Source organism: Synechococcus sp. M16.1, assembly GCF_014279895.1.
Lineage (GTDB): Bacteria > Cyanobacteriota > Cyanobacteriia > PCC-6307 > Cyanobiaceae > Parasynechococcus.
The window spans coordinates 1,155,027-1,175,820 of sequence record NZ_CP047954.1 but is presented as its reverse complement, the minus strand read 5'-3'; the positions used below and the strand labels follow the sequence as shown (position 1 = coordinate 1,175,820).

The 20,794-nt window shown below is 61.2% G+C and carries 25 protein-coding genes, 1 other RNA gene and 1 pseudogene; 13 read left to right on the top strand and 14 right to left on the bottom strand.

All coding sequences use genetic code 11. The features are described from left to right. Positions 1-218 precede the first annotated feature (218 nt). From SynM161_RS06640 to SynM161_RS06625, 4 genes are all read right to left on the bottom strand, one after another. Positions 219-764 carry a DUF1543 domain-containing protein gene (locus SynM161_RS06640; RefSeq protein ID WP_186540413.1) on the bottom strand — a complete coding sequence of 182 codons (546 nt, stop codon included), beginning with the start codon at positions 762-764 and terminating at the stop codon, positions 219-221. Then, positions 761-1,159, bottom strand: coding sequence for a hypothetical protein (locus SynM161_RS06635; protein WP_186540411.1), 399 nt, complete (start codon positions 1,157-1,159; stop codon positions 761-763). The genes SynM161_RS06640 and SynM161_RS06635 overlap by 4 nt, the downstream gene beginning before the upstream one ends. Positions 1,160-1,184: 25 nt before the next feature. Continuing rightward, positions 1,185-1,385 carry a hypothetical protein gene (locus SynM161_RS06630; protein ID WP_244273128.1) on the bottom strand — a complete coding sequence of 67 codons (201 nt, stop codon included), beginning with the start codon at positions 1,383-1,385 and terminating at the stop codon, positions 1,185-1,187. 319 nt (positions 1,386-1,704) lie between these two features. After that, positions 1,705-1,905 (bottom strand): hypothetical protein, encoded by a 201-nt coding sequence (locus SynM161_RS06625; protein WP_186540409.1) that lies wholly within the window; start codon positions 1,903-1,905, stop codon positions 1,705-1,707. 127 nt (positions 1,906-2,032) lie between these two features. On the opposite strand from SynM161_RS06625, the gene SynM161_RS06620 reads away from it, so the two are divergent. Both SynM161_RS06620 and SynM161_RS06615 read left to right on the top strand, forming a co-directional pair. Then, positions 2,033-2,887: a PfkB family carbohydrate kinase gene (locus SynM161_RS06620; RefSeq protein ID WP_186540407.1), complete on the top strand. Its 855-nt coding sequence runs from the start codon at positions 2,033-2,035 to the stop codon at positions 2,885-2,887. Between the two features lie 60 nt (positions 2,888-2,947). Then, on the top strand, positions 2,948-3,244 hold the full coding sequence (locus SynM161_RS06615) for a hypothetical protein (RefSeq protein WP_186540405.1): 297 nt from the start codon (positions 2,948-2,950) through the stop codon (positions 3,242-3,244). A 118-nt stretch (positions 3,245-3,362) separates the two neighbouring features. Here the strand turns inward: SynM161_RS06615 and SynM161_RS06610 are convergent, their stop codons facing one another. Further along, on the bottom strand, positions 3,363-5,864 hold the full coding sequence (locus SynM161_RS06610) for a ligase-associated DNA damage response DEXH box helicase (RefSeq protein WP_186540403.1): 2,502 nt from the start codon (positions 5,862-5,864) through the stop codon (positions 3,363-3,365). Further along, entirely contained in the window at positions 5,864-7,519 is a 1,656-nt protein-coding gene (locus tag SynM161_RS06605) for an ATP-dependent DNA ligase (RefSeq protein ID WP_186542572.1), read from the bottom strand. Before SynM161_RS06605 ends, SynM161_RS06610 begins: the two co-directional genes overlap by 1 nt. A 119-nt stretch (positions 7,520-7,638) precedes the next feature. Between SynM161_RS06605 and SynM161_RS06600 the strand changes: the two genes are divergently transcribed. After that, complete coding sequence (locus SynM161_RS06600) at positions 7,639-7,899, top strand: hypothetical protein (RefSeq protein WP_114989278.1); 261 nt, start codon at positions 7,639-7,641, stop codon at positions 7,897-7,899. Here the strand turns inward: SynM161_RS06600 and SynM161_RS06595 are convergent. After that, positions 7,896-8,882 carry a ligase-associated DNA damage response exonuclease gene (locus SynM161_RS06595; protein ID WP_186542569.1) on the bottom strand — a complete coding sequence of 329 codons (987 nt, stop codon included), beginning with the start codon at positions 8,880-8,882 and terminating at the stop codon, positions 7,896-7,898. The genes SynM161_RS06600 and SynM161_RS06595 overlap by 4 nt on opposite strands. 67 nt (positions 8,883-8,949) lie before the next feature. Between SynM161_RS06595 and SynM161_RS06590 the strand changes: the two are divergent. Beyond that, positions 8,950-9,183 (top strand): annotated as a pseudogene (locus tag SynM161_RS06590) (hypothetical protein). Here SynM161_RS06590 and SynM161_RS06585 read toward each other — a convergent pair. Both SynM161_RS06585 and nadA read right to left on the bottom strand, forming a co-directional pair. Further along, positions 9,184-9,615 (bottom strand): hypothetical protein, encoded by a 432-nt coding sequence (locus tag SynM161_RS06585; RefSeq protein ID WP_186540401.1) that lies wholly within the window; start codon positions 9,613-9,615, stop codon positions 9,184-9,186. Positions 9,616-9,682: 67 nt separating this feature from the next. Further along, positions 9,683-10,615 (bottom strand): quinolinate synthase NadA, encoded by a 933-nt coding sequence (gene nadA, locus SynM161_RS06580; RefSeq protein WP_186540399.1) that lies wholly within the window; start codon positions 10,613-10,615, stop codon positions 9,683-9,685. A gap of 53 nt (positions 10,616-10,668) precedes the next feature. On the opposite strand from nadA, the gene SynM161_RS06575 reads away from it, so the two are divergent. The 3 genes from SynM161_RS06575 to SynM161_RS06565 all read left to right on the top strand — a co-directional run bounded on the left by SynM161_RS06575 (position 10,669) and on the right by SynM161_RS06565 (position 13,524). Continuing rightward, a complete protein-coding gene (locus tag SynM161_RS06575; RefSeq protein WP_186542567.1) occupies positions 10,669-11,517 on the top strand; it encodes a TIGR04168 family protein in 849 nt (282 codons plus the stop codon). Continuing rightward, positions 11,511-12,596, top strand: a complete 1,086-nt coding sequence (locus SynM161_RS06570) for a hypothetical protein (protein WP_186540397.1) — start codon at positions 11,511-11,513, stop codon at positions 12,594-12,596. Before SynM161_RS06575 ends, SynM161_RS06570 begins: the two co-directional genes overlap by 7 nt. A gap of 208 nt (positions 12,597-12,804) precedes the next feature. Continuing rightward, positions 12,805-13,524 carry a glycoside hydrolase family 104 protein gene (locus SynM161_RS06565; protein WP_186497722.1) on the top strand — a complete coding sequence of 240 codons (720 nt, stop codon included), beginning with the start codon at positions 12,805-12,807 and terminating at the stop codon, positions 13,522-13,524. A 25-nt stretch (positions 13,525-13,549) separates the two neighbouring features. On the opposite strand, the gene SynM161_RS06560 is transcribed toward SynM161_RS06565, so the two are convergent. Continuing rightward, positions 13,550-14,359 carry a TPM domain-containing protein gene (locus SynM161_RS06560; RefSeq protein WP_186540395.1) on the bottom strand — a complete coding sequence of 270 codons (810 nt, stop codon included), beginning with the start codon at positions 14,357-14,359 and terminating at the stop codon, positions 13,550-13,552. Between the two features lie 40 nt (positions 14,360-14,399). Between SynM161_RS06560 and SynM161_RS06555 the strand changes: the two genes are divergently transcribed. Then, complete coding sequence (locus tag SynM161_RS06555) at positions 14,400-15,572, top strand: class I SAM-dependent methyltransferase (RefSeq protein WP_255441723.1); 1,173 nt, start codon at positions 14,400-14,402, stop codon at positions 15,570-15,572. Here the strand turns inward: SynM161_RS06555 and aroB are convergent. Then, complete coding sequence (aroB, locus tag SynM161_RS06550; protein ID WP_186540390.1) at positions 15,544-16,659, bottom strand: 3-dehydroquinate synthase; 1,116 nt, start codon at positions 16,657-16,659, stop codon at positions 15,544-15,546. The two genes, SynM161_RS06555 and aroB, sit on opposite strands and share 29 nt — an antisense overlap. A gap of 61 nt (positions 16,660-16,720) precedes the next feature. Between aroB and SynM161_RS06545 the strand changes: the two genes are divergently transcribed. The 3 genes from SynM161_RS06545 to ssrS all read left to right on the top strand — a co-directional run bounded on the left by SynM161_RS06545 (position 16,721) and on the right by ssrS (position 18,997). Next, the gene (locus SynM161_RS06545; RefSeq protein ID WP_170951968.1) at positions 16,721-17,593 is read left to right on the top strand and encodes a carbohydrate ABC transporter permease; all 873 of its coding nucleotides are present in this window, start codon (positions 16,721-16,723) and stop codon (positions 17,591-17,593) included. A gap of 52 nt (positions 17,594-17,645) precedes the next feature. Next, entirely contained in the window at positions 17,646-18,788 is a 1,143-nt protein-coding gene (locus SynM161_RS06540) for a 5-(carboxyamino)imidazole ribonucleotide synthase (RefSeq protein WP_186540388.1), read from the top strand. A gap of 25 nt (positions 18,789-18,813) precedes the next feature. Further along, positions 18,814-18,997: non-coding RNA, 6S RNA (ssrS, locus tag SynM161_RS06535), on the top strand. 330 nt (positions 18,998-19,327) lie between these two features. Here the strand turns inward: ssrS and SynM161_RS06530 are convergent. Then, the gene (locus SynM161_RS06530; RefSeq protein ID WP_186540386.1) at positions 19,328-19,540 is read right to left on the bottom strand and encodes a hypothetical protein; all 213 of its coding nucleotides are present in this window, start codon (positions 19,538-19,540) and stop codon (positions 19,328-19,330) included. Between the two features lie 127 nt (positions 19,541-19,667). Here SynM161_RS06530 and SynM161_RS06525 point away from each other — a divergent pair, with 127 nt between their 5' ends. After that, entirely contained in the window at positions 19,668-19,820 is a 153-nt protein-coding gene (locus SynM161_RS06525; protein WP_170951012.1) for a hypothetical protein, read from the top strand. A gap of 166 nt (positions 19,821-19,986) precedes the next feature. Here SynM161_RS06525 and SynM161_RS06520 read toward each other — a convergent pair whose 3' ends face one another. After that, positions 19,987-20,172: a hypothetical protein gene (locus SynM161_RS06520; protein ID WP_186540384.1), complete on the bottom strand. Its 186-nt coding sequence runs from the start codon at positions 20,170-20,172 to the stop codon at positions 19,987-19,989. Positions 20,173-20,216: 44 nt separating this feature from the next. Further along, positions 20,217-20,492 carry a DUF2103 domain-containing protein gene (locus SynM161_RS06515; RefSeq protein WP_186542564.1) on the bottom strand — a complete coding sequence of 92 codons (276 nt, stop codon included), beginning with the start codon at positions 20,490-20,492 and terminating at the stop codon, positions 20,217-20,219. A 74-nt stretch (positions 20,493-20,566) separates the two neighbouring features. Here SynM161_RS06515 and SynM161_RS06510 point away from each other — a divergent pair, with 74 nt between their 5' ends. Then, positions 20,567-20,794 (top strand): hypothetical protein, encoded by a 228-nt coding sequence (locus SynM161_RS06510; protein ID WP_186540382.1) that lies wholly within the window; start codon positions 20,567-20,569, stop codon positions 20,792-20,794.

Below are 20,794 nucleotides of genomic sequence, written 5' to 3'. Positions count from 1 at the left end.
TTCGGCTTTGCCTGGTGAACGTGACAGCATCTCGGCCAGATGTGACTGGATGCGTCTTGAGGGCGTGATTCCCTACTCGGTGTCTGTGCGTTGTTCGAGCACGAAACGCAGGGCCCACAGTCCGGCGTAGGAGCCCGTCAGCACGAGGAGTATCAAGATCAGCACGACACATCCACAACGTGGTGGTTTGTTGTAGCTGAGCCGTGTTGGTTCTGTGGTCAGATCTTCCAGTAGCCGTACCAATCGGGATGGGCTGGGCCGTCGTCAACTTGGCCATCCGCGATCAGTTTCAAGTCCCACTGGCCATTGCCGTGAATCGGCAGCAGATCATCGAGCGCGCTGTCCATTTCGACAGGGTGAAGATCGTCCTTGTGCACCTGCTCTTGTCCGTTCAGCCAACGCTGCCGTGCCCGCGCCTTGGCGGAGGCTGAAGACCGGGCCACGATCACCCCGAAGGCATGCTGTTCTGCCATCGAGGTGGGGTCATAGGCGCCAAGGTTGACGAACCACAGCTGCGGACCGTCAGTACTGGATGGATCCTGCGCTCGCTCAACAACCTCAACGCGATAGCCATCGACATGGTCGATGCAGCGGTAGCTGTCGATGTGCAAGCCACGGCGGAGGCCGATCCATTCCTGCCGCAGCGCCGGCAGCGTTGCGTCGATGGTCTCGCCCACGACCCAGCGCACATCGTGCTGCTCCACATGGCAGCCCTTGCAACGGCCCCCCAGCACCACCAGGAACAGCTTCTTGGCGCTGCTCATCGCTGGCCCTGTGATGACGCGTCGGCATGGGCGACGACCGCACGGCAGTGGGCGATGAACTCCTCGCCGTTCCTCTCCCCTTTGGCTTCCTTGGTCTGCAGGCTGAGAATCTCAAAGGTTGCGGTGGTGCTGCTGCTCACCGGGGAGACGGTCGGACTGCGGCCTCCATCATGAAGGCGTTTGTCCAGCGGCAGTCCGTCGTAGGGATCGGTGCCGTCACAACGAAGGAAGGCTGCATGGATGGTATCGATGGCTTCCCTCACCTGATACGTCGCCCCTCGCTTCCTGGCGCGCTTGGTGATCGTCAAAGCCGTGCGGTTCAGCAGCCGCTTGTAGCTGTCGGGGTCGATGTCCAGCCAGCTAGGGGGCGTGACCGACAACGGATTGCGTTCCATGCACCCCTTTGGTGGCTCCAGGTGTTCAGACTTTTTCGAGCCAGGCCAAGAACAACCGGCGGATTTCCTCTTCGTTGGTCACCCGTTCGCTCAGAGATGCCGTGACTGCGCCGGGGTGCTCGCGCTGCACGATCTGCTCAGCCTCGTAGGCATCCGCCGCTTCAACAGGCTTGAAGCCAGCGTCAACGGCCGCTGGAGCGCAATAGAAGACGGGGTAACGGCTCATCGGGTTGCTGCAACCTCCAACCGATAGCAACGATTTTGCGATCGAGGGGATGGCTGCGGGGAGCTCACCCCCACATCTGTTGAGTTCAGGCATCTTTCTTAAGTCCTGAGCCTCAACAGGTGCTGATCCATACCTTTGGTGATTCTTGCTGAGGAACCGTGGCTTTTGATTCTGGAGATAAAACAGATCGCTTCATTGCCGCAGCCAAGACACGGGCGGAAGCTGCATTAAACGAGCCGGCACCAAAACTGACGGCCTTGGAAAAGGGAATGTTGGAGTCGCTGCGACGGGGTGGAAGGCCCGTGCGTCATGGCTGAGCTCAGCGCATGAGCAGCCAAACGGCCAAAGCACCGCAACCAAACCCCTTGATGAACTGGGCCCAGGTGAGGCCGTAGGTATCGAGGAAAAGCGTTCTCATCATCAGATTCAGAACCTCTTTGTGTTTCCGAATCAATGGCGAGCTGTTGGCCGTGTTCAGTTGCGGAATCTGTTTGAGCTTGATCTCCCCGAGCTTGGCCAACGTTGTTCATACCTTCCGCTGTTGAACCTTAAGGGCACCGCAGTGGACAGCGATCTCTCCCCACTTCGCGGATGGCCTCGTCCTTCATCCGCGCCCATCCTGTTGCTGAGCCGTTTCTGCAGAGAGGATGGGGTCCAGCTGTTTTGAACGGCCCTTGTCTTCCGCCTCAGCTCTGCCGCCTCTACGCCTGGCCGTTGTGGGTCACGTCGAATGGGTGGAATTTCTGGCGGTGGATCAGTTGCCCCGTCCCGGAGCCATTGGCCATGCCTTGAAGACCCTGCAGGAGCCTGCTGGCGGTGGAGCCGTCGTTGCGGTGCAGATGGCACGGTTGCAGCAGCAACCCGTCCAGTTCTTTACGGCTCTAGGTCGCGATTCGGTTGGAGAAGCCTGCGTCAAGCGACTCGAGGATCTGGGCCTTGAGGTTCATGTCGCCTGGAGGGAGGTGCCAACCCGTCGGGGCGTGAGCATGGTTGATGGTGAGGGGGATCGGGCGATCACGGTGATCGGCGAGCGGCTGACCCCATCACTGGATGACGACCTTCCCTGGAACGCCCTTGGCGAATGCGACGGCCTGTTCGTCACGGCCGCTGATGCTCCTTTGTTGAAAGCCTGCCGTTCTGCTGCAGTTTTGGCGGCGACCCCGCGCGTTCGTTTGCCCGTGCTTCAGCAGGCCGGTGTGCCCCTCGATGCCTTGATTGGCAGTGGCCTTGATCCAGGTGAACGGGTGGAGTCGGGGCAGTTGAACCCAGCTCCCCACACAGTGATTCGCACGGAAGGTGCCGCAGGCGGTGTTAGTTATCCAGGCGGCCGCTATGACCCATCACCCCTTCCGGGGCCCTTGGTCGAGAGTTATGGCTGCGGTGACAGCTTTGCGGCAGGCGTGGTCACGGGTCTTGCGGCGCGCTGGCCCCTGGCGAAGGCCATCGCTTTGGGTGCCCAGTGTGGTGCCGCCTGTGCGACGCGATTTGGGCCCTATGGATAAGGGGCCGCCACGCGCGATGGCTCTCGATATCGACAAAAATGGACTGAAACATCTGTTGTTATGGCGCCCACCAAAAGAGAGATCCTTGCCGCATCGGCAGGCTGGGTTGCCGTCACGTTGAACGTGGTTCCGGGCTTGGGTGCTGGCTACCTCTACCAGCGCCGCTGGAAGGCGTACTGGATTACATCTGCTATTGCGACGACCTGGTTTGTCCTGGGTGGAGTGCTGGGACAGGGGGCTGAGGCTGCTGAAGAAATCCAAAACCAATGGATTGGCTTGCTTGGGCTCGTTGCTCTCGCAGCTGGAACAGCAGTAGAGGCTGGGCTCGCAGTGAAGCAATCTCGTCAACAGAACTGAGGCGGGTTGAGGCCAACACACTCAGCTTCTGATCAGATCGACGTCAGGGTTTCCGGTCTCCTCGCCTAGGTATCTAAGGCCTAAGTGCCGCCGCTCTCGGTGGGTCTTGCAGTGATCGCTACCCCTCGCGCCTGATCGCCTCTTCTTTCATCCGCTGAACCCGCTCCAAAACGGATTCATTGCTCATCCTGTTGTTCAGCCGTTCCACCAGCAGTGGGAAGGCCAATGGGCTGGGCCGCGGAGTTTCAACGTGCAGCCATTCCTGGCTTGCAGCGCGTTCCAAGGCCGCCTCCAGGCGTGAGATCTCCAACTGGTCATCGAGCACCTCCTGCTGCGCCTGCAGCAGCAAGCGGTTGTTCGGCTCATGGCGGTTGAACACATCGAACAGCAGCGATGCACTGATCTGAAGCTGACCGGTGCTTTTGCTCGATCCCGGGAATCCCCGGTTCATCAGGCCTGCGATCTGGGCGATGGCGCGGAAGCGTCGCCGTTGCAGCTCGGAAAGATTCAGTGCGTTCTTCAGATCCCGCTCCAGCTTTTGACGATCGAGCAGCAGATCGATGTGGTCTTCCAGCAACTCCGCCATGGGGTAGCTCTTCGGTGCCAACAGCTCAAAGCCGTAGTCGTTCACCGACACCGTGATCGTGCCCCGCTCCAGACGGGTGAGCCGCGATGCCCAGAGGAAGCCGATGCCCTCATGCACGAACCGCCCTTCAAAGGGGAAGGCAAACAGGTGTGTGCCTTCCCGGGTGCGACAGGTCTCAATCAGCAGCTGCCCCACTGATGGCAACACCGAGATGTCCTGTTGCCGATCAAACAGGGGCTTCAGAGCCTGAAGTTCAGCGTTGTCGAGATCACCACGGCTGGCGCGGTCCACCTCAAGACGCAGGTGATGGGTCAGCAGATCGGAGAGAGCCATCTGCCCCCCAGCCCAGGCAGGCACCGCGCGCGTTTTCTTGGTGCTCACCTTCACGTAGGCGGTCATGTCGCGCAGCCGCACGAATTCCAGCTGGCGGCCGGAGAAGAAGAACACATCCTTCGGCTTCAGCTGGCTGATGAAGCTCTCCTCTACATGTCCGAGCACGGCACCACGAATAAAGCGCACGGTGATCGCTGGTGCGGCCGTGATCGTTCCAACGTTGAGACGGTGCAGCCGGGCGATGGCCTTCTCGCGAACCCGGTAGCGCTGGCTTGTCTCCTCCCACTCGAGCTTGCGGTAGCGGGGGTAGGCACCGAGGCACTCTCCGCCCTGCTCCAGAAACAGCATGCACCAGTCCCAATCCTCCTGGCTCAGCTCGGCGTAGGCGGCACAGCTGCGCACGGCCTGCAAGGTCTGCTCCGGATGGAAGCCAGGGCCGCAGGCCAATCCCGTGAGGTGCTGCAGCAGCACATCCAGAGGGGCTTTCGGCGGCTTGCGTTGTTCCACCAGCCCCTCCGCCAGTCCCCGACGCACAGCACTGAGTTCGAGCAGCTCGAGCGCATTGGTGGGCATGAACAGCACCTGGGATGTTCCGCCGGGCAAGTGCGCTGACCGCCCCGCCCGCTGCAGCAGCCGCGCCAGATTCTTCGGGCTTCCGATCTGCACCACCTGTTCCACGGGTTGGAAGTCCACCCCGAGGTCCAGGGAGCTGGTGCAGACCACCCAACGAATGCCGCCGGCCTTCACGGAGGCTTCGATCGCTTCCCGCTCGCTGCGATCAATGGCGCTGTGGTGGAGGGCCAATCCCTCTTCCATTTCCGGGCAGGCGAAGCGCAGACACTGGTGCCAACGCTCCGACTGATTGCGGGTGTTGGTGAACAGCAAGGTGCTGATGCCGGGATTGAGACGTGCCACCAGCTCCTCGTACATCCGCAACCCGAGGTGTCCGGCCCAGGGGAAGCCATCGATCGTCTCCGGAAGGATGCTCTGAATCTCCGTGCTGCGGGCAGGAGCGCCCCCGATCAGCTGTGGCTCACTTGCCGTTCCCAGGGCATGGCGCGCTGCCTGCTCGAGGTTGCCGATGGTGGCACTGATGGCCCAGGTCTGGAGCTGGGGGCGCAGCTGGCGCAACCAGCTCAGGCACAGCTCCGTCTGACTGCCCCGTTTGCTGCCCATCAACTCGTGCCATTCATCGAGGATCACCGTCTCGAGTTGGCCAAACAGCTCTTCGGCCTTGGCATTGCTCAGCAGCAGGGCGAGGGACTCTGGAGTCGTCACCAGAATCTGTGGTGGTGCCTTGAGCTGTTTGGTGCGTTCGCTGCTGCTGCTGTCGCCATTGCGGATGCCCACCCGAATCGGCCAGCCCATCGCCTCGATCGGTTCGCGGATCGCCAGCGACAAGTCGCGACTGAGGGCCCGCAAGGGCGTGATGTAGAGCAGTCGTATTCCCTTCAACGGCTCCTCCTCCGCCAACATCCGCGCGATCGGTCCCATCACGGCGGCGAAGGTTTTGCCGGACCCTGTGGGCACTTGGATCAAGCCATTCCGCCCCGCCAGATAGGCGCTCCAGGTCTGCTGCTGAAACGGCAGCGGCGTCCAGTTCCTTTGCGCGAACCAGGCATGAATCGGCTCCAAGCGAGGGTCGTTGGTTGTTGGCTTTGGCCTCGCCTTCGCTTTTGCCTTCTTTTCTGAAGCTGCCATCAGCGGTTCTCGATCAATGCCATCGCGGTCTGGAGTGAATCCGCTTCATCGGCGGGTTTGTCGCGTCGCCAGCGCAGGATCCGCGGGAAACGCACGGCGATGCCGGATTTATGGCGTTTTGAGGGGTGGATGCCTTCAAAGCCGATTTCAAACACCAGCTCGGTTTTCAGGGACCGTGCCGGCCCGAAACGCTGCAGGGTGTTGCGTCGGATCCAGCGGTCCAGCTCGAGGATTTCGGCATCATTGAGGCCGGAATAGGCCTTGGCGAAGGTCACCAACTGCGGCTCTTCAGCGTTGGTCCAGAGGCCGAAGGTGTAGTCGGTGAAGAGGTTGGCGCGACGCCCACTGCCGGCCTGGGCATAGAGGAGCACCGCATCGAGGGTCATCGGCTCCAGCTTGTGTTTCCACCAGTTGCCCCGTTTGCGGCCGCTCAGATAGGGCGATTCCGCCTGTTTGAGCATTAACCCTTCGGCGTTGTGCTGATGGGCCTGGTTGCGCTGTGTCTCCAGTTCCTCCCAGGAGTCGATCGACCAGGACGGGCTCTGCTTCAGCCGCCACGACTCTGGATGCTCGATGCTGCCCAGCAGCGCAGCCAGCTGCTGCTGGCGCTGCCGTAATCCCTGCTGGCGAATGTCCACGCCTTGATGTTCCAGCAGGTCGTAGGCGATGAACCGCATCGGGCAATCCCGTTTCAACGTTGCTCCAACGCTTTTGCGGCCCAGCCGTCGTTGCAGCTGATCAAAGCCAAGCGGCGCGGCGGCGTCCTGTTGCCAGCAGATCAGCTCGCCGTCCAGAACGCTTCCGGATGGCAAGGCCTTGGCCACCTCCACAAGCTCAGGGAAGCTCTCGTTGACCAGCTCTTCTCCACGGCTCCAGAGGTAGACGCCGGAGCCGCGATGAATCAGCTGACCGCGGATTCCATCCCATTTCCACTCCAGTTGCCAATCGCTTGCCGATGTCTCCAGCAGTCGGTCGGGTTCCAGGGGACTGGCGAGATAGAAGGGGTAGGCGGTGCCGCTGGAATGGTGTTCATCCGCCGTCGCGCAGGCGGTGAGTTGCCTGAAGCGCTCTGCGGAGGGCTCAAAGCCGCCCATCAGCCGTTGCACCACAAGGTTTTCCTCGAGATCAAACGCTTCGGCGATGGCCCGGCTGATCAGGCCTGTCGACACGCCGACACGGAATCCCCCCGTGAGCAACTTGTTGACGATGAAGTGCTGGTCGAGCGGGGTTCGGTGCCAGAGCCAGATCACGGCATTGGCTTGATCGTCGTCGCTTCTGGTGCTGATGGCCGGCAGCAGGGTGTCCATCCACCAGCTCAGGGGCATGTCTCCATCACCGCTGGGCAGATCCGGATCGCTTGCTTCGACGCGCTCTTGCACGGCGGGCCAGAGCAGGCTGATGGTTTCAGCTGAGTCGCCCACCTGGCCGTAGCAGTCGTCGATCAGCCAATCCGGAAGACCACCGCGGTCCCGCAGGATGTCGCGAAGTCGGCGACCGGTGATCAGGCGCCTGCGGCGCTTGCCCAGCAGCAGCGTCAACGCCCAGGCCGCCTCCCCTGGTTCGACCCCCTGAAAGTGATCCACCAGCGCTTGCACCTTGGCCTTGGTGCCCGTGACCTGATCCAACTGATTGAACAGGTTCTGAAAGGCACGCATGCGCGCTGGAACGGGATGGATGGAAAGCCCCGCCATCCTGACAAGACATTTTGTGAGCAGTGCTGGAAATCCGGCGGAGACCTGTGTTGATCTGAGCCACAGATTCCTGAATCAGCCGGATGGCACTCCTCTGGGACAACCTCGCGCAACAACTCAGCAGCGTGCGCGCTACCGCCTCAGCCACGGCCGTCGTCACCCCCGTGGCTGGCTCCGGCACATCGGATGATCCATCCGACCGTCGTCGTCGTCTTCAGAAGGCACTTGAGGCCGTGAAAGACAGCGGCAACGCCATGATGATCGAATCGCTCACAGCCGCGATCGAAGGTCGCGAAGCAAACCTCAACCTCCCCGAGCTGCCGGACGGCATCGCCAAGTTCTAGTCCGACTCCCCTTCGAACAGGGTGTCCAGCGGCTCCGCATCCACACCCTCCACCTCCCGCAGGTAACGGGCCAGAACGTCACTCTGTCCATGGGTGACGTACACCTTGCGGGCGCCGCTGTCGCGAACGGTCTGGATCAGTCCAGGCCAGTCGGCATGATCACTGAGCACGAATCCCCGCTCGTAGCCCCGCCGTCGACGGGCTCCGCGCACGGCCATCCAGCCGGAGGCAAAGGCGGTTTGGGGTGACTTGAAGCGGCGCATCCAGCTGGAGCGATGGGCCGACGGTGGCGCCAGGATCAATCGTCCCTCGAGCGGATCCTTGCGGGGCAGTTCACTGACGGAACGACTGGGGGTCATCGGAACCCCTGCCTCGCGGTAGTGGCGGGTCACGGTTTCAACGGCGCCGTGCAGCAGCACTTCCTCCTCCACGCCGATGGCCTTCAGTTCAGCCAGCAAGCGTTGGGCTTTGCCGAAGGCGTAGCAGAACAGCAGAGATGGCCTGCTGCGATCACGGCTCCACCAGGCATGGATCTCCTTGGCCACCTGCTCACCGCTTTGCCAGCTATAGATCGGCATTCCGAAGGTGGCTTCGGTGATCAACACATCGCAGCGCACTGGTTCGAAGGGGTCACAGCTGGGATCGTCATCCCGTTTGTAATCCCCACTGACCACCCACACCTCACCCTCCGATTCCAGGCGGATCTGCGCTGAACCAAGCACGTGCCCGGCGCTGTGAAACGACACCTTGCACTGCCCTAGCCAGTGTTCTTCGCCGTAGGCCACCGGGTGAAGGGTGATGTCTTTGCCGAGCCTCTGGCGCAGAACCCCTTCACTGGAGGCCACGGCCCAGTACTCCCCGCATCCGGGGCGGGCGTGGTCGGCATGGGCGTGGGTGATCAGGGCCCGGGGAACCGGACGCCACGGATCGACCCAGGCCTTTGCGGCACGGCAATACAACCCTTCCGGTGTGCGTTCGATCAAGCTCCGCTGCCGATCGCTGCAGACAGTCTGAAAGGCCCATACCTTGAGCGCGTTCGACCCGCTTGCCATGAAGCTGCTCGCTGCCGCTCTGTTTGTTTCAGCCCTGGCTGTGCCCAGCTCCGCTTTGGCTCAGAAAAAAATTCCCAAGGCCCAAGGCCACAACCAATGACCCCTGGGTTACGTCAACACCCTTGGCACCACTTGTGTGTCTCCGATCTATTACGAGATGAAGCCCACCAACGGTGAAGCCTGCCCCTCCGGCTGGATGAATGTTGGCGCTGGCTATTGCCGTAAGAAGTAATCAATTCAGTGGCTCAGGCCTTAGGCCACTCCAGCGCTCCAGGGTGTTGATCGATTGAACACCCTGGAGTCGCGTTGATCCCGGCCGTGTCCAGGTGGGGATGGATCGAATGTTTTTATCCCTGCACTGCCTGAGCTGATCGGGGTACTTTTCGGGCAGACCGCATTCCACGTAGTTCAGGTTGGCTCCGGCCTGTTTGCCGAAGAGCTTCATCTGTTCTTTGCAGGCGGGGCACCAATGGGCTCCAAAAAACCTGGCGCCCACCGTGTTGAGTTGCTCGGCCAACTTGATCGTTTGTGCTGTGGACTCCGTTGCGGGTTCAGGAATCGGTTGGTTCCACGGTTGTGCAGTCGCTGCGGTGCACAACGTCCCCGCCAACGCTGCCGTCAAGGTCAGAACCCTGATGCCCTGGGGCTGGATGACGCGGGCCATTAATCGCAGGGACTGGATTATCGAAAATTTATTCGCGTACCGCGTCGTTCTTTGATCTGTTGGCGCGTCACCGGCTCATTTCGAGCATGCGCTGCATGGGTTTTATGGCCTTCAGTCGCATCGATTCATCCATCTCGATTGCAGGCGTGAGGGTCTCCAGGCATGCCTTCAGTTTTTCAAGGGTGTTGAGCCGCATGTAGGGGCAGGCATTGCAGCTGCATCCATCGATCCCTGGAACGTCGAGCAGGGTTTTTTCAGGAACCCGCTGCTGCATCTGATGCAAGATCCCCGGTTCCGTCAGAACGATGAAGCTGTTGCAGGAGCTTTGTTCGGCGTAATTCAACAGCTTGCTGGTGGATCCAATGAAATCCGCCAGGTCCAGCAGATTCTGCTGGCACTCGGGGTGGGCGATCACTTCAGCCCCGGGATGTTCGTGCTTGAGGGCCAGCACGGCTTCTTCGCTGAAGGTCTCGTGAACGATGCAGCGTCCCGGCCAGAGGGTCAGCTCGCGACCGCTCTGTTGCTGAACCCAGCGCCCCAGGTTCTGATCGGGGGCGAACAGAACGGGCTGATCGGCAGGCAGTTGGTTCACCAGATCAACGGCATTGCTGCTGGTGCAGATCAGATCGCTTTGCGCCTTCACTGCGGCCGTGCAGTTGATGTAGCTCACCACGACGTGGTCGGGGTGCTCTGCCCGGAAGCGGGCGAACTCATCGGCGGGGCAGTCGTCCGCCAGGGAGCATCCGGCCTCTAGATCCGGCAGCACCACCGTCTTTTCCGGACTAAGAATCTTGGCGGTCTCCGCCATGAAGTGCACGCCGCAGAACACGATCACGTCTGCATCGGTGCTGGCGGCCTTGCGCGACAGCTCCAGGGAGTCACCAACGAAATCGGCGATGTCCTGAATCTCAGGCTCCTGGTAGTAGTGCGCCAGGATCACGGCATTGCGGTCCTGGCGAAGCCGGTTGATCGCCGCAACAAGGGCGGTGTCAGCGCTCATCAGGACCGGTTCGGGGCAGGATGGCCACAGCCTAGGCATTCGCTCTGAAGCACCTGCGACTTGCCATTGCCGGTGATCTCCACGGCGCCTGGGGCGACGCGGATGAGCAGCTGCTGCAGCAGCTCAAGCCCGACGCTGTTCTTTTCGTTGGTGATCTTGCTGATGGGGATCTGCGTCTGACGCGCCGGATCACGCGGCTTCCCTTCCCCGTGGCCGTGATCCTGGGGAACCACGACCGCGGGCGTGATCGCAGTGGCGGCATCCTCGAGCAACAACGCGCTGTGCTCGGCGATCTCCATTGCGCTTGGTGCTCAATCCAATGGCCGGAGCTCCCGTTGACGGTTGTGGGTGCGCGTCCATGCAGTGCTGGTGGAGGTTTTCACCTATCGAAAGCGGTGGAGGCGGTGTACGGCCCGGTGTCGCTTGAAGCTTCAGCCGAGCGGATTGTGCAGGCCGCCGCTGATGTGCCCGCTGATCAGCCCCTGATCGTCATGGCCCACTGCGGTCCCTCAGGCTTGGGATCCGAGGCCGCCAGTCCCTGCGGACGCGACTGGAAGACGCCGGCAGTGGACTGGGGGGATCAGGATTTGGCCCTTGCCCTGGACCGCATGGCCAAAGACCGACCTGCCGATCTGGTGATCTTTGGCCACATGCACCATGCCCTCAAGCGCGGCTCTGGTTTCCGCCAGACCCTGTTGCGTCATCGCCATGGAACCGCGCTGATCAATGCCGCCTGTGTGCCCCGTTCAGGTGTGGATGGGCAAGGTCGAACGCTGCTGCATCTCTCCTGGGCTGAATTCCAGGGGGCCCGCCTCACGCAGCTCGCCCATCGCTGGTATACCCCCGATGCTGAGTTGATCCATCAGGAGCAGTTGCCGATCGATGCTCCGTTGCCGTGCTGATCTATTTCTGCAGCAGCAGCCATGGCTTCGGCCATGCGGCTCGCGATGCTGCGGTGCTCCACCAACTGCGTCGCTTGCGTCCTGAATGGACCTTGGTGATGAGCTCGGGTCTGCCCTCCCCCGTACTCAACCTGCTGTTGGGGGATGCAGCGATTGAGCAGCGGTCTTGTCAATGGGATGTGGGCATGGTGCAGGCCGACGCGCTCGGTGTGGATTGCGCCACCACCCTCAGGGCCCTGGATGAGCTGGAGCAACGGCTGCCGGCCATGATCGAGGCTGAGGCTCTCTGGATTGCGTCGCAGGGGCAGCCGGTGTTGATCATCGGGGACATTCCCCCGGCCGCAGCCGCCCTGGCCCAGCGCCTCGATGCACCTCTGGTGTGGATGAGCAATTTCGGGTGGGATGACATCTATCGCCCCTTGGGCTCTGCCTTCCAAGGCTGGGCCGATGCTGCTGCTGAGGCCTACCGCTGCGGTGATCTGTTGCTGCGCTGCCCGTTTGACCTCGCCATGCACTGGGGGTTGCCTGAACAGAGGCTCGGTTTGGTTTGCGCCAGCCCGCGGCCCATTCCGGCGGATCTTGAGGCTTGCCTTGATGCCCAGGATGCTCCCCTGGTGTTGGTGGGGTTTGGAGGCCTGGGCTTGTCCCTTTCGCGGGATCTGTTTCAGCTCTGGCCCAACCACCATTTCCTGCTGCCGGCGTCAGCAGATGCCTCGCAAGCGCCTGAGTTGGCGGCGCTCCCCAACCTCACGTTTCTGCCGGATGGGCTGCGCCCCGTCGATGTGCTCGGCCGTTGCTCCCGTTTTCTGGGCAAGCCGGGTTTCAGCAGCTTCTGCGAGGCGATGGCCCAAGGGGTTGGGATGCACGTCGTGGAGCGCAGCGGATTTGCCGAAGCTTCGGCGCTGATGGATGGTTTGCGTCGCCACGGCCAGCATCGCTGCCTCAGCCGTCAGGAGCTGGACACCGGCGCATGGCAGCTGGACCAGCCGTTACTGGCGCCAAGCGAAGCCCCTCTTTCTGCATCAGGGGCTGAAGAAGCCGCTCTGGCACTGGTGGGTTGGGTTGCAAGTCGTTTTTAATTTTTGGTCTTTTTCATCACCTTTTTGAGCCGATTTGCCTGCCTGTTAGTGGTCTGGCCGATTATTTGACTGGCATATATACCTATTGATTTGAGCCTTTAATTCGAGAAAGTCACAGCGTGTGGAAATTTTTTTCCGCTCGAGCATTTCATCCGCTTCTGATCTGCTCATCGTCCTCTTTCGAGGGCATGCTCCTTGAACGCTCTTTATGGCTATCTCTGCATTCATCGGTCGTCAGACGCTTCATGCGGCCGTGATCGTCGGAGTTCTGCCTGCCCTCAGTTCCCTTCTTCCTGCCCAGGCGAGCCTGCTCCCCCCCGCCTCTCGGGCGCAGCTGATCCATACCTCTGACTTCCAGCCCAGCCGGGCCATTCCCTATGTAATTACGCCCGAACGTCGGGCGATGCTCAACACGATCCGTTTTGCGGAAGGCACCTGGAAAGGTGGTCTGGATGTGGGCTATCGGGTGATGTTCGGCGGTGGCTTGATGCCTTCGCTCGACCGGCATCCCAACCGGGTGATCTACAGCTCCCGCTACGCCAGTGCAGCTGCGGGGGCTTACCAGTTCATGCCCTTCACCTGGAATCTGGTACAGCGCAGCATCGGCGTGCGCGGTTTCGGCCCTGAGGCTCAGGACCAGGGCGCGTTGTTTCTGATTCAGCGGCGCAAAGCCCTGGGTCTGACCGACACCGGCGTTCTCAGCCCGCTGCTCGCCGCCATGCTGGCTCCGGAATGGGCGTCGTTTCCAACCCTCGCCGGTCGCAGCTACTACGGCCAACCCGTCAAGAAATACGCACGACTGCGTTCTTTCTATGACGTGAACCTCGCGGAGTTGCGGCGTCTGCGTGACGTCAAGCGCCAGGCGCTCGTCACTCCCCCTCCGGCCCTTTGCACCGGGTCGCGCATTGAATGCGCCACCCGGCTCTGACGGCATTCACGTTTCTCGACGTTCCTCAGCCTTCGGCGTCGTTCTGAAGCTTTCGACCAACCGTGGCCTGGGCGATCAGATAGGCGGCGATGCCTCCCGCCAGGAAGCCGACTCCATTGCGCAGCAGGGGCATCACTTCAGACGTGCGTGTGATCACAGGGGCAACGCCGAAGACGCCGAAAAGCATCACCCACAGCGGTGAGAGCAGCAGCAACCAGGCCCAGGCGATGGTTTCGCCCTCCTTGCGGGGATAGGCCGCAAAGCCAGCAATCAAGCCGCCAAAGATTGAGGTGGTCAGCGTCCAAAGCCACTGTTCCTGGGGAAGACCAGGAACCACCTGACAGCCACCACGGTCCAGACAGATTTCCACCGCATTGAGGGCATCCAGCACGGCTCCGTCTTCGCCGTGATCCTTCACGTAGTACTGGTTGCCGTAGCGGGTCTGCAGCTCCACCCAGTAAGTGCGCGGCATCATCGCGAAGTAGGCATCGCCAACGTTGAAGTTCAGCAGGTTCCCGCCGCGGGGGTCGGCCACCAGCAGCAGGCTGCTTTCATCCAGCCCCCAGAACTCGCGAATGGCCAGACCTGGTGTGCGTTCGTACTGGGTCAACACCCGCATCTTCCAGCCGGTGCGTTCCTCCACATCCGCCAGGGATGCTTCCAGCTGGGCCCGCTGGGTGTCATTGAACACCTTGGCCAGGTCGATCACCGGGGTGGGGTGATCCGGCAGCAGCTCCGGGTTGTCGTAGGCCTCAGCCGGGGTCACCAGAACACCCAGGCTGACCAGAGCCACCACGACGAGGCTCCACAGATGTCGGATGTGATGTGTTCCCATGGAACTGCTGCAGCGACCGGCATTCTCTCCAATGGAACCGATGGCTGCGTCCTGTCCCGACTGGTTGGCAACGCATCTGCATCAGGCGGGGGGTGCCGTTCCGTTTTCCCGGTTCATGGATCTGGCTCTGAATGAGCCGGAGCACGGGTATTACGGCTCAGGCCGCGCACGCATCGGAGCCCAGGGTGATTTCGTCACCTCCCCCTCGCTGGGCAGTGATTTCGCAGCCCTTCTGGCTCCTCAGATCCTGGCCTGGCTGACGTCGATGTCCCGAAGTGATCCGGATCAACGTCTGTCGATCGTGGAAATCGGCCCTGGCGAGGGCCATCTGGCCCGGGATCTCGTTACTGCATTGCTTGGTGCTGATCCAGAGCTGTTGGCTCGGATCGAATTGGTGTTGGTGGAGGCCAATCCCGGCATGCGGCGGCGGCAACAGGCTCTGCTGCAGGAGGCGGATGATCTGCCGCTGCGCTGGTGTTCCCTGGAGGAGTTGGGCAGCGCTCCGGTTCATGGGGTGGTGATTGCCCATGAGTTGCTTGATGCCCTCCCGGTGGAGCGCTTGATCTGGCGGGAGGGATCCTTCCGGCAGCAGTGGGTGGAGCTCAACCAAAACGGTGGCCTGCGAACAACGCATCGTCCTCTCCCCGATGGTTTGCAGCAGGAGATCAGGCGTGTGTGCAGCCAAGGCGGCATTCAGTTGCCGCCACCCGATGCCGAAGAGGGGTGGACCACCGAGTGGAACACTGCATTGCCCGACTGGTTCGCTGCGGCGGCGGCTGCCGTGGATGCCGGCGTGCTGCTGGTGATCGATTACGCCCTGGAGGCCCAGCGTTATTTCACAGCCCGGCGCTCCGACGGCACCTTGATGGCTGTTTGCGCTCAGCAGGCGGGGCTGTCGCCCTTGGATCAGCCCGGCGAGCAGGACCTCACGGCCCACCTCTGTATCGAAGTCGTGGATGAAGCGGCTCAGCGCAACGGTTGGATGGTGGGTGATCAGGCGAAGCAGGGCGAGGCCCTGCTGGCCTTGGGGCTTGCAGAGCGTCTGCATGGACTGCAGCAGCTACCGGGCCATCAGCTGGCAGAAGCCCTGCAACGGCGTGAAGCCCTGCTTCGCCTGGTGGACCCTGCGGGGCTCGGTGCGTTCCGCTGGCTCACCTACCGGCGCGGGTTGCCGGAAGACGGCTTCAGCCTTTCAGGCGCTCAAGGCAGCTGAGGATCTCGTCGCGACTGACGTCATCGCGAATCTCAATGGTTCCGATGCTGGTGGGCATCACGAAGCGCAGGCGACCGTCGCGCACCTTTTTGTCCCCCTGCAAGCTGTCCAGAACTGCATCGGCGGCAAGATCGGGCCAGGCGGTGGGCAGTCCGGCGCTGTCGATCAGCCGGCGTTGGCGCTCGGCATCCTCGCGACTCCAGCTGCCCCGCAGCACGGCGAGTTCACCCACGGCCACCATGCCAATGGCAACCGCCTCGCCATGCAGCCAGGTGCCATAGCCGCAGAGGGTCTCCACCACATGGCCGAAGGTATGGCCGTAGTTGAGGATCGCTCGTAAGCCTCCTTCCTTTTCGTCGGCGGCCACCACCCGGGCCTTGGCCGCGGCCGATCGTTGCAGGATCGAGCTCAGGCGTTCCGATCCAAGCCCAGCGGGCGTGCTCGGGTCGGGGCAGGCCTCCAGTTCCTCGAACAGCGCCGTGTCACCGAGGATTCCGTATTTGATCACCTCAGCCATGCCGGCCCGGAACTCGCGTTCGGGCAGGGTGTTCAGGGTGGATGGATCGATCAACACCAGCCGCGGCTGGTGAAAGGCGCCGATCAGATTTTTGCCGCGGGGATGGTTGACCCCGGTCTTGCCACCGATCGACGCGTCAACCATGGCCAGCAGGGTTGTGGGCACCTGCACCACCTGGATGCCCCGCAGCCAGGTGGCTGCCGCAAAGCCGGTCATGTCTCCCACAACGCCGCCGCCGAGGGCCACCATCAAGGAGCTGCGTTCGAGCTTGGCGTTGTAAGCCGCATCGTGGATCTCCGCCACCGTGGCGGGTGTCTTCTGGGTTTCGCCGGCGTCAATCACCAACAACTCCACGCTGAAACCTGCCGCTCTGAGGCTGTTCAGGCAGGCGTCGCCATAGGGGCTGGCCACATCCGGATTGCTGACCACCAGCACACGCCGACCCGCCTGCACTCCAGCGTCCAGCATCTGCTGACCAAGCCTGGCCAGGCCGCCGTCTCCAATCACCACGTCGTAGGGGTTGCGCTCCAGCGCAACGCGGATGTGATGCAACGGGGTGATTGTGGTCATGAAACCGTTGGAACCCACCTACTCTCGCAACAGTGTCGCTGGTCCTGTGCGCGAAAGATCAGTGCGCAACTCCCTTTCGGCCTGGGCGTTCCTGTTGCCGGCGGTGGTGCTGATCAGTTTGTCGGTGCTGGTGCCGGCCCTGATGGCTCTGGTGATGAGTTTCACCGCCACAGGGCTGGACGTCAGTGAACCCCTGCGTTTTGTCGGTTTGGCCAACCTGGAGCGCCTGCTGTCGGATCCGATGGCGCGGCAGGTGCTGGTCACCACCTTTCTCTATCTAGTTGGTGTGGTGCCTCCCATCGTTCTTGGGGCGCTGGCGCTGGCGGTGCTGGTGAACCAGGGGCTGCCCGGTCGGTCTTTTCTGCGGGGCGCTTTCTACACCCCGGTTCTGGTGTCGATCGTTGTTGCAGCCATCGCCTTTCGCTGGCTGTATGCCGAGAACGGTCTGATCAATGGATGGTTGAGCGCCCTGCTTGGTGATGCCTTCAGCCCGATTGGTTTTCTCACCACGCCGCAGCTGGCCCTGCCCGCCGTGATGTTGGTGACCCTCTGGAAGGGACTTGGTTATTACATGGTGATTTTTCTGGCGGGTCTGCAGGGCATTCCCCAGGAGCTCTATGAGGCAGCGGAGCTGGATGGCAGCGAGGGCTGGAGAAAGCATCTCGACATCACCCTGCCCTTGATGAGTCCCTACGTGACCCTGGTCGCCGTGGTGTCGTCGATCGCGGCCACGAAGGTGTTCGAGGAAGTGTTCCTGATGACCCAGGGAGGTCCTGCGGATGCCACGCGAACCATCGTTTATTACGTGTACGACCAGGCCTTTGCCGAGTTGGAGATCAGCTACGCCTGCACCCTGGGCCTGGCGCTGTTCCTGTTGGTGTTGCTGTTCACCATGATCCGGTTGGCCTTTGCCGGCGATCGCCCCCTGATCTGACGCTGTCATCGACCCTGCAAACTGGCAAGCTGCGGAGATCAGCTCGGACACGATGATCGGCGTTGTGGGAGGTGGTCAGCTGGCACGGATGCTTGTGCAGGCTGCTGCGCAACGCGATGTTCCCATCGCTGTTCAAACGTCCGATGCAGCGGATCCCGCGGCTGGTTTGGCCTCGCGCCTCGTGGCAGCGGATCCCCGGGATGTGGCAGGAACCCGGGAGCTGGTGGTGGGTTGTGACGGCATCACCTTCGAGAACGAGTGGGTCAATATCGATGCCCTTCTGCCGCTGGAGCAGCAGGGGGTTCGTTTCCAGCCCTCGCTTGCTGCGCTTTCGCCCTTGGTCGACAAGTTGTCGCAGCGCCAGCTGCTCGACGATCTGGCGATCCCGAGCCCGCCCTGGTGTCCGCTCAGTTTGATTTCACCGGCCCATCCCGCGCTTCCTCAGGGCTGGACCTTTCCGGTGATGGCCAAGGCCTCCCGTGGTGGTTACGACGGCAAGGGCACGGTGGTGTTGCGCGACATCGATGGCCTGGCGCAGTTGTTGCGGGCGGTCCCTGCCGACGACTGGCTGTTGGAATCCTGGGTGGACTACGAGCTGGAGTTGGCTCTCGTGGTCAGCCGCGATCAGCGCGGCCGCATCCGCCATTTTCCGCTGGTGCAAACCCACCAACATCAACAAGTCTGCGACTGGGTTCTGGCCCCTGCTCCCGTGGATCCTTCGGTGGCTGCGCTGGCTTACAACGTGGCGGCCTCTCTGATGACGAAGCTCGGCTATGTGGGGGTGCTGGCTCTGGAGTTTTTCTATGGGCCCGCTGGCCTGCAGGTGAATGAAATTGCTCCACGCACCCACAATTCCGGGCATTTCTCGATCGAGGCCTGCACCAGCAGTCAGTTCGATCAGCAGCTCTGCATCGCGGCTGGTCTTCCCGTGCCTGATCCCGAGCTCAAAAGCCGTGGTGCCTTGATGGTCAACCTGCTCGGCCTCGACCCCGAGCGTCATCCTCCTTTGGATCAGCGGCTTGAGTCCCTGGAGGCCGTGCCGGGGCTTCACCTGCACTGGTACGGCAAGTCACCGGAAACACCGGGCCGCAAGTTGGGGCACGTGACGCTGCTGCTTGAGGGTGACACACTCCTCAAGCGGCGCGATGAGGCTGAGTCAGCACTTGCCGCCATTCGCCGGATCTGGCCCCTCTAGAGCGAGAGTCAGGACTAGGGTTGGTAGCGAACTGCTGTGTTGGTGACGGCCTTTTTCTAGTGCTCTGATCTGACTCTCTTTCGACTTGGGGAGACTGTCGTGACGGTGACGTAGACCGGCCATGCAGCCGGAAACGAAACCCCACTTTGTCGCCCCTTCTGGTTCTTCCAGGTCGACCACTGGGGCTCGCACGGCATGGCGGTTCACCCCCTTCGCTTGATCAATGTGGTGGGTGCCTTGGACTTCGCCAAGCCATCACAAAACCAATATCTCCAAGTTTCTGCGTCAATATTCTGAAAGTTTGTTTTTTGGACTTGATTTACCGGATAATTTTTTTGTATTCTCTCTAGGTTCTGCTTTAAAATGTCTCAGCTTTGTTAGTGAGGCAGGCTTCTCATCAACCAAGACTCGGCCACAAAAAACAGAAGAAAGAATGAGCCGATGCCGATCACCAGTAGTTTCCCATTCATGCTGAGATTTTTTCTTTTATTGCACTCTAGATGCGTTCGTCTGGGTTGGAGTGGAGATTCTTGGTGGAGCTAGTTTTCGGAGTGGTTGAACTCCTGGAGCGCGTACTGGGCGAGGCATTTGTCTTTATCGGTGTCGGTCAGCGAGATGGTGGTTACGCTCTGATGCCAGTTCCGACGGTTGATCAATTCGTTGAATTCGGTCAAAGCGTCTTCGAGGTCGTCGAAACTGCCCATGCTCTCCATCGTTTGTTGCCCTTGTTTGACGGCAATTTCGAGGGGCATGGATCGATCGCTGCAGCCATCAAGGCTACCCCTGTGCTGTTGTGTAGTCGATGATGCTTACGGCTGTGTGAACAAAGCTTGTCAGCGCTTTTCCTGTACTTAGCGTTTGTTTGGTTGCAGTGCTGAGATGCGTGATCCACGCCTGGACGAACTGATCCAAATGGAAACCTGGGATTGGTGGAAAGCTCAGGTCTTTTATTTGCGCGAAAAGAAAGATTATGCTGATGCGGAAGCGCTGTTTATGGAATTCAAGATTCCTGCATCTGACTCCAAGGATTGATGCCGCTGGTTGATGTCACTTGTTGATGCCACTTCTTGATGCCACTGTGCATGGATTGAGGGAACCCATTTCGTTCTCCTATTGAGTTGGTTGGCTGTCGGTGTTGTTGAGAATCACTTTTCCGCATCGCTTCACTGTTCATCCCTCCGTGCTGGTTTCTTTCTTCTCATCCGTCTTCGGCCTGCTGGCAAGCGCACTGCTTGTGGGTTGTTTCGGCAGCCCCGCGGCTGACGCTGTCACCTTTTTGCCGGATGACGCTGAAATCGCATGCCGGGCCATCCTTCCCCAATGTTTCCGCCGATCTGATTGGGCTGAACTCTGTGCCCGTGATCCCAGCGTTGCCGATGGTCATCCTCAGGCCTGTCGTGCTGCTGGATTTGAGTCAGGCAATCGCCTTCAGGGGCGGTGATGCAGGACGGCCTGTTCTAGGTCTGGCCGACGCATCGATGTCACGACAAAGACCTCTTGGGCTGAAGTGCCTTTGCGAGCCACCAGCTTGAAACCCCCTTGGATCGGTGTGGACACCCGCAGCTGTAGTTCGGGACAGCGGCCACGAACGCGGCTGATCACGGCAGGGGTGATCGTCTGGATCTCCGTCTCGTGGGACAGGGCCTTCAGCCATGGGATCAAGCCGTCCACATAGGTGCTGTGGGTGATGACGACCCGGCCCAAAGCTGAACGAAAACCCGAGAACTGGTGAAAGTTAGCCACTTTGGCTATGCCAGAGAGAGCGCTCCGGGGCTGTGATGCTGAAATCAGTAGACGCTCTCCGCCACGTGATCAGCGGACCGCTGCAAGATGCCTGCGGCCCCCAGGCCCGCATGCTCACCGCTGAGGTGCACGGAACGGAGGTTCGGGGCCTGGCCTTGTGCCCTGGCCGTGTGGTGCGTTTCGTGATGGACGAGCAGATGCAGCGTTTGCAGGTGGCTGATCTGCTGCGCCTCACCAAAGCCAGCCGTAAGCCGGCGGCCTGA

Bases quoted from the DNA above. Each gene is read 5' to 3' on its own strand.
- SynM161_RS06640 (WP_186540413.1), bottom strand. From the start codon at position 764: ATGAGCAGCGCCAAGAAGCTGTTCCTGGTGGTGCTGGGGGGCCGTTGC.
- SynM161_RS06635 (WP_186540411.1), bottom strand. From the start codon at position 1,159: ATGGAACGCAATCCGTTGTCGGTCACGCCCCCTAGCTGGCTGGACATC.
- SynM161_RS06630 (WP_244273128.1), bottom strand. From the start codon at position 1,385: ATGAGCCGTTACCCCGTCTTCTATTGCGCTCCAGCGGCCGTTGACGCT.
- SynM161_RS06620 (WP_186540407.1), top strand. From the start codon at position 2,033: ATGGGGTCCAGCTGTTTTGAACGGCCCTTGTCTTCCGCCTCAGCTCTG.
- SynM161_RS06615 (WP_186540405.1), top strand. From the start codon at position 2,948: ATGGCGCCCACCAAAAGAGAGATCCTTGCCGCATCGGCAGGCTGGGTT.
- SynM161_RS06610 (WP_186540403.1), bottom strand. From the start codon at position 5,864: ATGGCAGCTTCAGAAAAGAAGGCAAAAGCGAAGGCGAGGCCAAAGCCA.
- SynM161_RS06605 (WP_186542572.1), bottom strand. From the start codon at position 7,519: ATGCGTGCCTTTCAGAACCTGTTCAATCAGTTGGATCAGGTCACGGGC.
- SynM161_RS06600 (WP_114989278.1), top strand. From the start codon at position 7,639: ATGGCACTCCTCTGGGACAACCTCGCGCAACAACTCAGCAGCGTGCGC.
- SynM161_RS06585 (WP_186540401.1), bottom strand. From the start codon at position 9,615: ATGGCCCGCGTCATCCAGCCCCAGGGCATCAGGGTTCTGACCTTGACG.
- nadA (WP_186540399.1), bottom strand. From the start codon at position 10,615: ATGAGCGCTGACACCGCCCTTGTTGCGGCGATCAACCGGCTTCGCCAG.
- SynM161_RS06565 (WP_186497722.1), top strand. From the start codon at position 12,805: ATGGCTATCTCTGCATTCATCGGTCGTCAGACGCTTCATGCGGCCGTG.
- SynM161_RS06560 (WP_186540395.1), bottom strand. From the start codon at position 14,359: ATGGGAACACATCACATCCGACATCTGTGGAGCCTCGTCGTGGTGGCT.
- SynM161_RS06555 (WP_255441723.1), top strand. From the start codon at position 14,400: ATGGCTGCGTCCTGTCCCGACTGGTTGGCAACGCATCTGCATCAGGCG.
- aroB (WP_186540390.1), bottom strand. From the start codon at position 16,659: ATGACCACAATCACCCCGTTGCATCACATCCGCGTTGCGCTGGAGCGC.
- SynM161_RS06540 (WP_186540388.1), top strand. From the start codon at position 17,646: ATGATCGGCGTTGTGGGAGGTGGTCAGCTGGCACGGATGCTTGTGCAG.
- SynM161_RS06530 (WP_186540386.1), bottom strand. From the start codon at position 19,540: ATGCCCCTCGAAATTGCCGTCAAACAAGGGCAACAAACGATGGAGAGC.
- SynM161_RS06525 (WP_170951012.1), top strand. From the start codon at position 19,668: ATGCGTGATCCACGCCTGGACGAACTGATCCAAATGGAAACCTGGGAT.
- SynM161_RS06520 (WP_186540384.1), bottom strand. From the start codon at position 20,172: ATGACCATCGGCAACGCTGGGATCACGGGCACAGAGTTCAGCCCAATC.
- SynM161_RS06510 (WP_186540382.1), top strand. From the start codon at position 20,567: ATGCTGAAATCAGTAGACGCTCTCCGCCACGTGATCAGCGGACCGCTG.